Below are 13,184 nucleotides of genomic sequence, written 5' to 3' on the forward strand. Positions count from 1 at the left end.
CGCTGAATCGTGGAGAACCTGATTGCGCTGCTGGTGGCGGCGCCACTGCTCGGAGCGGCCGTACTGCTGTGCGGCGGCCGGCGGCTCGATGCCGTCGGCCACTGGATCGGCGTCCTGATGTCGACGGCGTCCTTCGTGTTCGGGGTGATCCTCTTCGCCGACCTGCTCGGCAAGGACGCCGAACACCGGACGCTGACGCAGCACCTGTGGACGTGGATCCCGGTCGAGAGCTTCCAGGCGGACGTCGGCTTCCGCCTCGACCAGCTGTCGATGACGTTCGTCCTGCTGATCACGGGCGTCGGCTCGCTGATCCACCTGTACTCGGTCGGGTACATGGAGCACGACGAGCGCCGCCGCCGCTTCTTCGGCTACCTGAACCTGTTCCTCGCGGCGATGCTCCTGCTGGTCCTCGCCGACAACTACCTCCTGCTGTACGTCGGTTGGGAGGGCGTGGGCCTCGCGTCCTACCTGCTGATCGGCTTCTGGCAGCACAAGCCCAGCGCGGCGACGGCGGCGAAGAAGGCCTTCCTGGTCAACCGCGTCGGCGACATGGGCCTGTCCATCGCGATCATGCTGATGTTCGCGACGTTCGGGACCTTCGCGTTCGGGCCGGTCTTCAGCCACGTCGGCGACACGTCCGAGGGCAAGCTCACCGCCATCGCGCTGATGCTCCTGCTCGCCGCCTGCGGCAAGTCCGCCCAGGTGCCGCTGCAGTCCTGGCTCGGGGACGCGATGGAGGGCCCGACCCCGGTCTCGGCCCTCATCCACGCCGCGACGATGGTGACCGCGGGCGTCTACCTGATCGTCCGCTCCGGAGCGATCTTCAACGCGGCGCCGGACGCCCAGCTGGTGGTCACCGTGGTCGGTGCCGTCACGCTCCTGTTCGGTGCGATCGTCGGTTGCGCCAAGGACGACATCAAGAAGGCGCTGGCCGGTTCGACGATGTCGCAGATCGGCTACATGGTGCTGGCCGCGGGCCTCGGCCCCATCGGCTACGTCTTCGCGATCATGCACCTGGTGACCCACGGCTTCTTCAAGGCCGGGCTCTTCCTCGGTGCCGGATCGGTCATGCACGGGATGAACGACGAGGTCGACATGAGGAGGTACGGCGGCCTGCGCAAGTACATGCCGGTCACCTTCATCACCTTCGGCCTCGGCTACCTCGCGATCATCGGCTTCCCTGGTCTGTCCGGCTTCTTCTCCAAGGACAAGATCATCGAGGCGGCCTTCGCGAAGGGCGGCACCGAGGGCTGGATCCTCGGCGGCTGCGCCCTGCTGGGCGCCGCGATCACCGCCTTCTACATGACGCGCGTGATGCTGATGACGTTCTTCGGCGAGAAGCGCTGGGAGCCCGACGAGAACGGCAACGAACCGCACCCGCACGAGTCGCCCAAGGTCATGACGATCCCCATGATCGTGCTGGCCGTCGGGTCGGTCTTCGGCGGCGCGTTCTTCAGCATCGGCGACCGCTTCCTGCACTGGCTGGAGCCGGTCACCGGTCACAGCGAGGGCGATTCGCCGGTCAGCGCCACGACGGTCACCGCCGCGACCATGGTCTGCCTGGTCATCGGCGTCGGCATCGCCTACGCCATGTACGGCCGCCGCCCGGTCCCGTCCGTCGCCCCGCGCGGCTCGCTGCTCACCCGGGCCGCCCGGCGCGACCTGCTGCAGGACGACTTCAACCACGTCGTCCTGGTCCGCGGCGGCGAGCACCTCACGCGCTCCCTGGTGTACGTCGACCACACCCTGGTCGACGGCGTCGTCAACGGCACGGCGGCCTCGGTCGGGGGCCTGTCCGGACGCATGCGCAGGCTGCAGAACGGCTTCGCGCGCTCCTACGCGGTCTCGATGTTCGGCGGTGCGGCGGTCCTCATCGCCGCGACCCTGCTGATGAGGGCGGTCTGATACCGATGTCCTTTCCTCTGCTGACAGCGACGGCGGTGCTCCCGGCGATCGGGGCGGTCGCCACGGCCGCCGTGCCGGCCGCGCGGCGCACCGCCGCGAAGTGGCTGGCGCTGCTGGTCTCGCTGGCCACCCTCGCCCTCGCGATCACCGTCCTGGTCCGCTTCGACCCGGACGGCGGCCGCTACCAGCTCACCGAGTCCCACTCCTGGATCGCGGCCTTCGGGGTCAGATACGAACTGGGCGTGGACGGCATCGGGGTGGCGCTGCTCGCGCTGACCGCGCTGCTGATCCCGTTCATCATCCTCGCGGGCTGGCACGACGCCGACCCGCTGGAGACCGGAAGCAAGCGGTGGCGGCCGACGCAGGGCTTCTTCGCCCTGATCCTGGCCGTCGAGGCGATGGTGATCATCTCCTTCGAGGCCACCGACGTCTTCCTCTTCTACATCTTCTTCGAAGCCATGCTCATCCCGATGTACTTCCTCATCGGCGGCTTCGGGGACCGTGCCCACGAGCACGGCGAGGCGGCGGCGTCGACGCAGCGGTCGTACGCGGCGGTGAAGTTCCTGCTCTACAACCTGGTCGGCGGTCTGATCATGCTGGCCGCGGTGATCGGCCTCTACGTGGTCGCCGGGAACTTCAGCCTCCAGGAGATCGCGCAGGCCCGTGCCAACGGCTCGCTCCACATGGCGACGAGCACCGAACGCTGGCTGTTCCTCGGCTTCTTCTTCGCCTTCGCGGTGAAGGCGCCACTGTGGCCGCTGCACACCTGGCTGCCCAACGCCATGCAGGAGTCCACCGCGCCGGTCGCGGTCCTGATCACGGCGGTCGTCGACAAGGTGGGCACCTTCGCGATGCTCCGCTTCTGCCTCCAGCTCTTCCCGGAGGCGTCGAAGTGGGCCACGCCCGCCATCCTCGTCCTCGCCCTGATCAGCATCGTCTACGGCGCGCTGCTGGCCGTCGGCCAGCGGGACATCAAGCGGCTGGTGGCGTACGCGTCGATCTCGCACTTCGGCTTCATCATCATGGGCATCTTCGCGATGACCAGCCAGGGCCAGTCCGGCGCGACGCTCTACATGGTCAACCACGGTATTTCCACGGCCGCGTTGATGCTGGTCGCGGGCTTCCTGATCTCCCGCCGCGGCTCGCGTCTCATCGCGGACTACGGCGGTGTGCAGAAGGTCGCCCCGGTGCTCGCCGGCACCTTCCTGATCGGTGGCCTCGCGACTCTGTCGCTGCCCGGTCTCGCGCCGTTCGTCAGTGAATTCCTGGTCCTGGTCGGCACGTTCACGCGCTACCCGGCGATCGGGATCATCGCGACGTTCGGCATCGTGCTCGCCGCGCTCTACACCCTCGTCCTCTACCAGCGGACGATGACGGGCCCCGTGAAGCCCGAGGTCTCGGCGATGCCCGACCTCCGGGTGCGTGAGCTCGTGGTGGTCGCGCCGCTGATCGTGCTGCTGATCTTCCTGGGCGTCTATCCGAAGCCGGTGACGGACATCGTCAACCCGGCCGTGAAGTCGACCCTGTCCGACGTACACAAGAAGGACCCCAAGCCCTCGGTGGAGGCGGCCAAGTGAGCGCAACAGCCGTCCACAGCCTGTGGACAACGGCGGCAACGGCGGCCGATCCGATCTCGAAGATCCCCGCGCCGAAGATCGAGTACGGGCAGCTGTCGCCCACCTTGATCGTCGTGGGCGCGGCGATCGTCGGGGTGCTGGTCGAGGCGTTCGTGCCGCGCAAGTCCCGTTACTACGCCCAGGTGTTCGTCTCCGCGGTCGCGCTCTGCGCCGCCTTCGCGGCGGTCGTGGCCCTCGCGGCCGACGGGTACGGCACCACCAAGGCGCACATCGCGGCCATGGGCGCGATCGCGGTCGACGGGCCGTCCCTGTTCCTGCAGGGCACGATCCTGCTGGCCGGTCTGGTGGGCCTGTTCACCTTCGCCGAGCGGCGCCTGGACCCGGAGGCGCACGGCAACCGCGTCGACTCCTTCGCCGCGCAGGCCGCGTCCGTGCCGGGCAGCGACAGTGAGAAGGCCGCGGTCAAGGCCGGGTTCACCACCACCGAGGTGTTCCCGCTGCTGCTCTTCGCGGTCGCGGGCATGCTGGTCTTCCCGTCGGCCAACGACCTGCTGACGCTGTTCGTGGCGCTGGAGGTCTTCTCGCTGCCGCTCTACCTGCTCTGCGCGGTGGCCCGCCGCAAGCGGCTCATGTCGCAGGAGGCCGCGGTCAAGTACTTCCTGCTCGGCGCCTTCGCCTCCGCCTTCACGCTGTTCGGCATCGCGATGCTGTACGGCTACGCGGGCTCGGTGTCGTACGCGCGGATCGCGCAGGTCGTCGACGGCACGGTCACGAACGTCGACCCGGCGCTCGCCGGCACCATGGGCAACGACGCGCTGCTGCTGGTCGGCGGCGCGCTGATCGTCATGGGGCTGCTGTTCAAGGTGGGCGCCGTCCCGTTCCACATGTGGACGCCGGACGTCTACCAGGGCGCTCCGACCCCGGTGACCGGATTCATGGCGGCGGCGACGAAGGTGGCGGCGTTCGGCGCGCTGCTCCGCCTGCTCTACGTCGTCCTGCCCGGACTGCGCTGGGACTGGCGGCCGGTGATGTGGGCCGTCGCGATCGTCACCATGCTGGGCGGCGCGATCGTCGCGATCACCCAGACCGACATCAAGCGGCTGCTGGCCTACTCGTCCATCGCGCACGCGGGATTCATCCTCGCGGGTGTCATCGCGACCTCGAAGGACGGCGTGTCCTCGGTCCTGTTCTACCTGGCCGCGTACTCCTTCGTGACGCTCGGCGCGTTCGCCGTGGTCACGCTGGTGCGCGACGCGGGCGGCGAGGCGACGCACCTGTCCAAGTGGGCGGGGCTCGGCCGCCGTTCACCCCTGGTGGCGGCCGTGTTCGCGGTGTTCCTGCTGGCCTTCGCCGGTATCCCGCTGACCTCGGGCTTCGCCGGGAAGTTCGCCGTCTTCAAGGCGGCGGCGGAGGGCGGGGCGGCCCCGCTGGTCGTGATCGGTGTGATCTCGTCCGCGGTCGCGGCCTTCTTCTACATCCGCGTGATCGTGCTGATGTTCTTCAGCGAGCCGCGGCCCGAGGGCCCGACGGTCGCCGTGCCGTCGCCGCTGACGATGACGGCCATCGGCCTCGGCGTGGTGGTCACGCTGGTGCTCGGTGTGGCACCGCAGTACTTCCTCGACCTGGCGAACCAGGCGGGAGTGTTCGTGCGCTGACCTGCGGTACGTGTGGGAGGGCCCCGGTTCCCGACGGAACCGGGGCCCTTCGCCGTGCGCGCTCCGGACCCGGGTGACGGTCGATCACGGAGAGTCACCGATACGGGTCTGTGGATAACTCCGAGGCTGTCGGTGCGGGCCCCTATCGTGGAGGCAGTGGTCGAGGGACGACGTACGGGGGACACGACGATGCGCGGGACGGGCGGGATCAGCGACATGCCAGGGGTGACCGACAGCGAGGCGCTGGCCACGCTCCACCGGATCTTCGGGTACGAGGCCTTCCGCGGTGAGCAGGAAGCGATCATCGACCATGTGGTGGCCGGCGGCGACGCCGTGGTCCTCATGCCGACCGGCGGCGGCAAGTCGCTGTGCTACCAGATCCCGGCCCTGGTCAGACCCGGCACGGGCATCGTCGTCTCCCCGCTCATCGCGCTGATGCAGGACCAGGTGGACGCGCTGCGGGCGCTCGGTGTGCGTGCCGGGTTCATGAACTCCACGCAGGACTTCGACGAGCGCCGGGTGGTCGAGGCCGAGTTCCTGGCCGGCGAGCTGGACCTGCTGTATCTCGCGCCGGAGCGGCTGCGTCTGGACTCCACGCTCGACCTGCTCTCCCGCGGCAAGATCGCGCTCTTCGCGATCGACGAGGCGCACTGCGTGTCCCAGTGGGGCCACGACTTCCGCCCCGACTACCTCGCCCTGTCCCTGCTCGGCGAGCGCTGGCCGGACGTCCCCCGGATCGCGCTCACGGCCACGGCCACGCGCGCCACGCACCAGGAGATCACCGAGCGGCTGCACATGCCGACCGCCCGGCACTTCGAGGCGAGCTTCGACCGGCCCAACATCCAGTACCGGATCGTGCCCAAGGCCGATCCCAAGAAGCAGCTGCTGAGCTATCTGCGCGAGGAGCACGCGGGCGACGCGGGCATCGTGTACTGCCTCTCGCGCAAGTCCGTCGAGGCGACGGCGGAGTTCCTCTCGCGCAACGGCATCGAGGCGGTCCCTTACCACGCGGGCCTGGACGCGGGCACGCGCGCGGCGCACCAGTCCCGGTTCCTGCGCGAGGAGGGCCTGGTCGTGGTCGCGACCATCGCCTTCGGCATGGGCATCGACAAGCCGGACGTCCGCTTCGTCGCCCACCTCGACCTGCCGAAGTCGGTCGAGGGCTACTACCAGGAGACGGGCCGGGCCGGCCGGGACGGACTGCCCTCGACGGCATGGATGGCGTACGGCCTCAACGACGTCATCCAGCAGCGCAAGCTGATCCAGACCGGCGAGGGCGACGAGGCGTTCCGGCGCCGGGCCGCCGCCCACCTGGACTCGATGCTGGCGCTGTGCGAGACGGTCCGCTGCCGCCGCGGCCAGCTCCTGGCCTACTTCGGCCAGGACCCCGAGCCGACGGGCTGCGGCAACTGCGACACCTGCCTCACCCCGCCGGAGACCTGGGACGGCACGGTCGCCGCCCAGAAGGTGCTGTCGACGGTGGTGCGGCTGCAGCGGGAGCGCGGGCAGAAGTTCGGCGCGGTGCAGATCGTCGACATCCTGCTCGGGCGGCGCACGGCCAAGGTGATCCAGTTCGACCACGACCAGCTGTCCGTGTTCGGCATCGGGGAAGAGCTCACCGAGGGCGAATGGCGGGGCGTCGTACGGCAGTTGCTGGCACAGGGGCTGCTCGCGGTCGAGGGCGAGTACGGCACGCTGGTGCTGACCGACGACAGTGGAACGGTGCTGAGGCGCGAGCGGGAGGTGCCGCTGCGCAAGGAGCCGAAGAAGCCGGCGACCGCGCGGTCGTCCTCCGGCAGGGGCGAGCGCAAGGCCAAGGCGGCCGCGGCCGAGCTGCCCGAGGAACTGCAGCCCGCGTTCGAGGCGTTGCGCGCCTGGCGCGCCGAGCAGGCCCGGGAGCAGGGCGTTCCGGCCTACGTCATCTTCCACGACGCCACGCTCCGGGAGATCGCGACCGTGTGGCCGACGTCGGTGCAGCAGCTCGGTGGCATCGGCGGCGTCGGCGAGAAGAAGCTGACGACGTACGGCGAGGGTGTGCTGGAGGTCCTGGCCTCGCTGGGCGGCGCACCCGGCTCGGCGCCAGCGGCTCCGGCAGCCAGTGCTGCTGCGGACGCCGGTCCGGGCGCCGAGGACCACTGGCCCGAGATGGACGCGGAGCCGGAACCGGACGACTGGATATAAGGAGCGGGCCGGCACCGTTGCGGCACCGGCCCGCGGGGTGGGGCACCGTCACAACGCCCGGGACGCGTACGCCCTGACGTCCGCGTCCGGGTCCGAGGTGGCCGTGGCGAGGGCGGCGCGGGCGTCCTCGGCGCCGCCGTGCCGGGTCAGGGCGAGGACGGCCGCCTTGCGCACGTCGGCGTTCGGGTCGGCGAGGGCCTTGGCGAGAGCGGGGACCGCGACGTCCGGATCGGCGGCGGACAGCGCGGTCGCGGCACCCGACCGCACCTGCCAGGCCGCATCGGACAGCGCGGCCACGGCGCGTACGGCGAGCGGTGCCGGGCATCCCGTGGTGCCCAGCGCTCCGTAGGCGGCGCCCCGGACCAGGGCGTCGGGGTCGCCGGTGAGGTCGGCGAGGGCGGTCAGGACGGCGGGCAGGTCGCCGGCCGGCTCCGCTCCTTCAGCGAGGTCACCGCGGCTCGCCCACACGGTCGCCAGGCCCTTGGCGATGGTGACGCGGACCTCGCGGGAGGGGTCGGTGGTCGCGGCCTGGGCCAGTTCCCCGGCGGCGTCCACGGAGACGAGCGCGCGGACGGCTTCGACACGGACCGGGATGTCCGAGTCGGTCAGGGCCCCGGCGAACAGGGCGGCGTCGCCCAGGCGCAGGGCGCGCAGCACGTCGAGGGAGGCGGCGCGGACGACGGGGTCGGGCTCGGCCAGCGCGGCGGCGAGGCCGTCGCGGAGGGCCGGTTCGGCGGGCAGCGTCTCGACGAGCTCGCGCAGGGACGCGGCGGCCGCGGCCCGCACCTGGGCGGCGGCGTCGCGCAGGGCCGCGGCGAGTGCGGGCCCGGTTCCCGGCGGCACCGTCTCGGTGAGGACGGCGACGGCCTCGCGGCGGACGGCGGGGGCGGGGTCGGTCAAGTAGGGGCGCAAGGCGTCGAGTTCGGGCTCCTCCTCGGCGAGGGCGACGAGCTCCAGCAGGCGGGCCGAGGCGAGGTCAGGGCCCGGGTCCGCGAGCGGGGGCTCGGATCCGGTGAGCCCGGTCCCGGTTCCGGTCGCGGCCGATGGCGTGCTCTGCGCGCCGGAGGCCACCGGCGCCACGTCGCGCGAGCCGGCCGTGGCGACGTCCTCGGGGTGGATCTCGCCGAGGTGACGGGACGGGCCGCCGACGGGGGTGAACTCGTCGACGGGGACGAGATAGGGAGCCACGGGACGGGCCGTGAACTCCATCGATCCGGAGGGGGACTTGTGCAGATCGAGGTGGTGGAACCAGGAGGCGTCGTCGCGACGGGGGTGGTCGAGACGGTCGTGGTAGAGGCCCCAGCGGGACTCCGTGCGGGCCAGGGAGGCGCGCGCGGCCATCTCCGCGCAGTCGCGGATGAAGGAGACCTCGGCGCAGCGCATCAGCTCGTGCGGCGTGCGCGCGCCCATCTTCGCGATGTCGTCGTGCATCCGCTCGAAGGACTCCAGGGCCAGGGAGAGGCGGGCGCCGGACTTCGGCGGGGCGACGTAGTCGTTCACGAAGCGGCGCAGTTTGTACTCGACCTGGGTCTGCGGCGGGCCGTCCGGATTGCGCAGCGGGCGGTAGATCAGCTCGTGCGCCTCCCGGAGCTGATCGGCCGGCAACTCGCCCTCGTAGGGCGTGTACTGGGCCGCGTCCGCCCCCGCCAGATCGCCGAAGACGAACGCGCCGATCATGTAGTTGTGCGGCACGCAGGCCAGGTCGCCGGCGGCGTACAGGCGGGGCACGGTCGTCCGCGCGTGGTCGTCGACCCGTACCCCCGAGGCCGAATGGCCGCCGCACAGGCCGATCTCGGAGATGTGCATCTCGACGTCGTGGGTGCGGTAGTCGTGCCCGCGGCCCGCGTGGAAGGTGCCGCGGGTGGGGCGCTCGGTCGAGTGGAGGATCGACTCCAGGGCGGAGACCGACTCCTCGGGGAGGTGGCTGAGCTTCAGGTACACCGGGCCGCGGTCGCTCGCGACCTCGGCCGCGAACTCGGCCATCATCTGGCCCGACCAGTAGTCGGAGTCGACGAAGCGCTCGCCGTGCCGGTTGACCTGGTAGCCGCCGAAGGGGTTGGCGACATAGGCGCAGGCCGGGCCGTTGTAGTCCTTGATCAGCGGGTTGATCTGGAAGCACTCGATGCCGGTGAGCTCGGCGCCCGCGTGGTAGGCCATCGCGTAGCCGTCGCCCGCGTTGGTCGGGTTCTCGTAGGTGCCGTAGAGGTAGCCGGAGGCGGGCAGGCCGAGGCGGCCGCAGGCGCCGGTCGCCAGGATCACGGCGCCCGCGCGGACGGTGACGAAGCCGCCGGTGCGGGTGTTGAACCCGACCGCTCCCACGGCCCGCCCCTGCGCGGTGAGCACGCGCACCGGCATCACGCGGTTCTCGATGCGGATGCGCTCGCGCATCTCGCGCCGCCGCAGCCGCCGGTAGAGGACCTTCTTGACGTCCTTGCCCTCCGGCATCGGCAGCACGTAGGAGCCGGAGCGGTGGACCTGGCGGACCGCGTAGTCGCCGTGCTCGTCCTTCTCGAACTTGACCCCGTACGACTCCAGCCGCTGGACCATGGCGAAGCCGCGGGTGGCGGTCTGGCGGACGGTGCTCTGGTCGACGATGCCGTCGTTGGCGCGGGTGATCTCTGCGACGTAGTCGTCGGGCTCGGCGCGGCCCGGGACGACCGCGTTGTTGACGCCGTCCATGCCCATGGCGAGCGCGCCGGAGTGGCGGACGTGCGCTTTCTCCAGCAGGAGCACGTCCGCACCCTGCTCGGCGGCGGTGAGCGCCGCCATGGTGCCGGCGGTGCCGCCGCCGACGACGAGGACGTCGCAACTGATCTCCTCGGCGTCACCGAGCGCGGGGATCTCCAGGGGGGTGTTCACGGAGGTGGTCACCGGGGGGCCTTTCAGGTACCGAGCGAGGAGAGGACGTCGCGCCGCAGCGCCACGCGCGCGGGGTCGTCGTGCGCCGTGCGGTCGCGCGGACGCGGCACGTCGCGTACGGCGGTCAGCCGGCCGTTGCCGAGGAGCGCCACGCGGTCGCCGAGGAACAGGGCCTCGTCCACGTCGTGGGTGACGAAGACGACGGTCGCGCCCGTGCCCTGGAGCACCTCCACCAGCAGGTCCTGCATGCCGGCGCGGGTCTGGGCGTCGAGGGCGCCGAAGGGCTCGTCCATGAGGACCGCGCGGGGCGTCCCCGCGAGGGCCCTGGCCAGCTGGGCGCGCTGGCGCTGCCCGCCGGACACACGGTGCGGCAGGTGCCGTGCGTGGTCGGCGAGCCCGACCCGGCCGAGCCAGGACTCGGCCTGGGCGCGCCGCTCGGCACGCGGCAGGCCCCGGATGGCGAGGGGGAGTTCGACGTTGGCGCGCAGGGTGCGCCAGGGCAGGAGCGCGTCCTCCTGGAAGATCAGGGCGCGGTCGGCGGCGGGGCCCGTCAGCGGGCGGCCGTCCTGTTCCAGGGACCCGGCCAGCGGGCTCAGCAGTCCCGCCAGCGTGCGCAGCAGGGTCGACTTGCCACAGCCGGACGGGCCGACGACGGTGAGGATGCCGCCGGGGGACACGTCGAGGTCGACGCCGTCGAGCACGGGTGCGCCGGGACGGCCGAGGACCGCGCCGCGCAGCGCGAGAGCCGCTCCGGTGCGGGAAGCCGGGCGGACGTCAGACGAGCTGGTCATGGGGCACGTCCTCCTTGGTGGTGGGGCTCACCGCGACCGGGACCCCCGCGCCGCGCGCCCGTCGCGGGGGCCGGCCGGCGGGAACGTACGAGGTGCGCGGCAGCCAGCGGGTCAGCCGGCGGCCGAGCAGTTCCACGGCCGTGGACGTGACCCAGCCGAGCACGCCGATCGTGACCATCCCGACCAGGACGCCGGCGTAGTTGACGACGGTGTAGTCCTGCCAGGTGCGGTAGCCGACGCCGTACTGGCCGGAGATCATCTCGGCGGAGATCACACAGATCCACGAGACGCCGATGCCGACCGACAGACCGCCGAAGATGCCGGGCAGCGCGCCCGGCAGGACGACCGAGCCGAGGATCCGCCACCGGCCGCCGCCCATCGTGCGCACCGCCTCCTCCCACACCGGGGTCAGGGCACGGACCGCGTGCCGGGTGGAGACCAGCACCGGGAAGAAGGCGGCGGTGAAGGTGATGAAGACGATGCCCTGCTCGTTGGAGGGGAAGAGCAGGATCGCGACCGGGACCAGGGCGATCGCCGGGATCGGGCGGACGACTTCGAGGAGCGGGCCGAGCAGGTCCTCGGCGAGGCGGGAGCGCGCCACGAGCACGCCCGTCGCCACGCCCACGACGGCGGCGAGGAGGAAGCCGGTGACGATGCGGGTGAGGCTGTCGGTGAGGTCCGTCCAGTAGTCGGGCCCGGACAGCCGGTAGGCGAAGGCGCGGGCCACGTCGGCGACGGTGGGGAACTGCGAGAAGCGCAGCCACAGGTCGACGTTCAGGCTGGTCAGCAGCTGCCAGAGGCCGAGGGCGGCGGCCAGGGACACCGCCCGGAGCGCATAGCGGGCCAGGGGCCGCCGGGTCATGACGCCCGCCCCAGCGCCTCGGCGTACGTGATGACGCGAGCGCCGCCGTGTGCGGCGGTGTACGCCTTCGCGGTCGCCGGTGCGACGAAGGGGAGGAGCCGCTTGCCGTCGGCCACCCAGACCGCCCGGTCGGCGAACCAGAGGGTGCCGGTGGTGGCGTCGGGGACGTAGGCGGCGCGGATGCCGTTCTTGTGCGCGGCGACGTAACCGAGCAGCTGGGCGGGGGACTTGAAGCCGATCGTCTGCTCCGAGCCCTTGGGCCAGACCTCGCTCGCGGCCGCCGGTGGTGCCGAGGCGAGCCGCTTGGCGTAGTCCGTGCCGAGGGCCTTCCTGACGTACCGGTCGTCGACGAAGGAGTCCACGTCGACGTCGCCGGTCAGCTTCTCCGACTTCAGGACCGAGACGTCCTGCTTCAGGGCGGAGACCAGCTGGGGCTTGATCGCCGGGTCGAAGGTGGAGATGCCGTGGGCGCCGTTGTAGAGGTAGACGACCTCGGCGGGCAGGTCGGTGGCCTTGGCGACCTTCTCGGCGGCGGCGACCGGGTGGGCCTCGAGGTAGTCGGTCGCCTCCGCCTGGGCCTTGAGGAAGGCGTCCAGGACCGTCGGCCGCCGCTGGGCGAAGTCCGCGCGGGCGGTGACGCCGTGGAAGGTGGGGAGGTTCAGCTGGGCGCCGTCGTACAGGGCCTTCGCCTTGCCCTGGTAGGCGAGCAGGCCGGGCCAGGCGACGAACTGCGACAGGGCGTCCGCGCTGCCGGCGGAGAGGGCCGAAGCGCCCACCGCGGGCTGCTGGTTGAGCTTCTCGATGCCGTGGTCGGGGTCGATGCCGGCCCGCTGCAGGGCCCGTACGAGGGTGCCGTCGGCCGCGGAGCCGATGCTCGTGGAGACTTTCCTGCCCTTCAGGCCCGTGAGGGAGGACAGCTTGGAACCGGGGGAGGTGACGATCGTGTTGAGACCACCGCGCAGGTTGTAGCCGGTGACGGAGACCAGGTGGGTCGGCTTGCCGAGCTGCTTGCCCCGGGCCGCGTTGATGAGCAGCGGGAAGTCGCCCATCGAGCCGATGTCGATCTTCCCGGCGGTCATCTGGGCGGTGATGGGGGCGCCGGTGGCGTAGTCCTGCCAGTCGACCTTGTAGGTGTGGCCGTCGTGCAGGGCGTTGAGGTCCCGCTCGAAGTAGCCGAGCGAGCGCAGGAGGGTGCCCGCGGTGACCGTGTTGATGGTCTTGGACTGATAGCCGACCGTGATGGTGACCGTCCTGCCGTCGCCCGCCTCGGCGCTGCCGCCGCAGGCGGACAGGGGGAGCAGGAGAAGGGCGGCGGACGCGGCGATTGCTGTGCGTTTCATGGGAGTTCGGGACC

The 13,184-nt window shown here is 71.5% G+C and carries 8 protein-coding genes; 4 read left to right on the forward strand and 4 right to left on the reverse strand.

From position 1 onward, the window contains the following. Nucleotides 1-9: 9 nt before the first annotated feature. The 4 genes from nuoL (at nucleotide 10) to recQ (ending at nucleotide 7,318) form a co-directional block, all read left to right on the forward strand. On the forward strand, nucleotides 10-1,905 hold the full coding sequence (gene nuoL / locus ACFU97_RS34395; RefSeq protein WP_384264478.1) for an NADH-quinone oxidoreductase subunit L: 1,896 nt from the start codon (nucleotides 10-12) through the stop codon (nucleotides 1,903-1,905). Nucleotides 1,906-1,910: 5 nt separating this feature from the next. Continuing rightward, nucleotides 1,911-3,482, forward strand: coding sequence for an NADH-quinone oxidoreductase subunit M (locus tag ACFU97_RS34400; protein ID WP_384264480.1), 1,572 nt, complete (start codon nucleotides 1,911-1,913; stop codon nucleotides 3,480-3,482). After that, a complete protein-coding gene (gene nuoN, locus ACFU97_RS34405) occupies nucleotides 3,479-5,137 on the forward strand; it encodes an NADH-quinone oxidoreductase subunit NuoN (RefSeq protein WP_384264481.1) in 1,659 nt (552 codons plus the stop codon). Before ACFU97_RS34400 ends, nuoN begins: the two co-directional genes overlap by 4 nt. A 189-nt stretch (nucleotides 5,138-5,326) precedes the next feature. Continuing rightward, nucleotides 5,327-7,318, forward strand: coding sequence for a DNA helicase RecQ (recQ, locus tag ACFU97_RS34410; RefSeq protein ID WP_384264515.1), 1,992 nt, complete (start codon nucleotides 5,327-5,329; stop codon nucleotides 7,316-7,318). Between the two features lie 48 nt (nucleotides 7,319-7,366). On the opposite strand, the gene ACFU97_RS34415 is transcribed toward recQ, so the two are convergent. From ACFU97_RS34415 to ACFU97_RS34430, 4 genes are read right to left on the reverse strand one after another with little or no spacing between them, the layout of a single operon-like run. Further along, on the reverse strand, nucleotides 7,367-10,189 hold the full coding sequence (locus ACFU97_RS34415; RefSeq protein ID WP_384264482.1) for a fumarate reductase/succinate dehydrogenase flavoprotein subunit: 2,823 nt from the start codon (nucleotides 10,187-10,189) through the stop codon (nucleotides 7,367-7,369). A gap of 11 nt (nucleotides 10,190-10,200) precedes the next feature. Then, nucleotides 10,201-10,968: an ABC transporter ATP-binding protein gene (locus ACFU97_RS34420; protein ID WP_384264484.1), complete on the reverse strand. Its 768-nt coding sequence runs from the start codon at nucleotides 10,966-10,968 to the stop codon at nucleotides 10,201-10,203. Continuing rightward, complete coding sequence (locus ACFU97_RS34425; protein ID WP_384264485.1) at nucleotides 10,952-11,830, reverse strand: ABC transporter permease; 879 nt, start codon at nucleotides 11,828-11,830, stop codon at nucleotides 10,952-10,954. The genes ACFU97_RS34420 and ACFU97_RS34425 overlap by 17 nt, the downstream gene beginning before the upstream one ends. Continuing rightward, the gene (locus ACFU97_RS34430; RefSeq protein WP_384264486.1) at nucleotides 11,827-13,170 is read right to left on the reverse strand and encodes an ABC transporter substrate-binding protein; all 1,344 of its coding nucleotides are present in this window, start codon (nucleotides 13,168-13,170) and stop codon (nucleotides 11,827-11,829) included. The genes ACFU97_RS34425 and ACFU97_RS34430 overlap by 4 nt, the downstream gene beginning before the upstream one ends. Nucleotides 13,171-13,184 lie beyond the last annotated feature (14 nt).

Source organism: Streptomyces sp. NPDC057616, assembly GCF_042800575.1.
Lineage (GTDB): Bacteria > Actinomycetota > Actinomycetes > Streptomycetales > Streptomycetaceae > Streptomyces.

Excerpts from the sequence above, each read along its gene's own strand:
- ACFU97_RS34400 (WP_384264480.1), top strand. The coding sequence starts at position 1,911 with ATGTCCTTTCCTCTGCTGACAGCGACGGCGGTGCTCCCGGCGATCGGG.
- recQ (WP_384264515.1), top strand. The coding sequence starts at position 5,327 with ATGCGCGGGACGGGCGGGATCAGCGACATGCCAGGGGTGACCGACAGC.
- ACFU97_RS34420 (WP_384264484.1), bottom strand. The coding sequence starts at position 10,968 with ATGACCAGCTCGTCTGACGTCCGCCCGGCTTCCCGCACCGGAGCGGCT.
- ACFU97_RS34425 (WP_384264485.1), bottom strand. The coding sequence starts at position 11,830 with ATGACCCGGCGGCCCCTGGCCCGCTATGCGCTCCGGGCGGTGTCCCTG.
- ACFU97_RS34430 (WP_384264486.1), bottom strand. The coding sequence starts at position 13,170 with ATGAAACGCACAGCAATCGCCGCGTCCGCCGCCCTTCTCCTGCTCCCC.